At 39.7% G+C, this 232-nt stretch carries 1 protein-coding gene; it reads right to left on the bottom strand.

Going from position 1 to position 232, the window contains the following annotated elements; all coding sequences use genetic code 11:
* The coding region (locus AAEY88_RS15620) for a glycosyltransferase family 4 protein (protein WP_350563863.1) at positions 1 to 232 on the bottom strand (232 nt) is incomplete at both ends.

The raw sequence follows: 232 nt of genomic DNA, 5'->3' as shown, positions 1-232 counted from the left end.
AGCTAGTTGTTAGCGCTTGGGTAAACTCGGCAGTATTAGGCATCACTAATCGACCATTAAAACCATTAATTATAAGATTAGATAAGCCTCCAACGTTACTACTTATAACCATACAACCTGCGGCCATTGCCTCTATCATAGATAACGAAGTACCTTCTGAACCTAGTGTTGGAATAATGGCAATGTGTTGGCATTTATGTACGCTAAAGCTTTCATTTGGTCCGTACTGCAT

Source organism: Psychrobacter sp. CAL346-MNA-CIBAN-0220 (assembly GCF_040309805.1).
Taxonomy (GTDB): Bacteria; Pseudomonadota; Gammaproteobacteria; order Pseudomonadales; family Moraxellaceae; genus Psychrobacter.
Note: the sequence above shows the minus strand (reverse complement) of the source record. Positions and strands in the feature narration are given on the sequence as shown.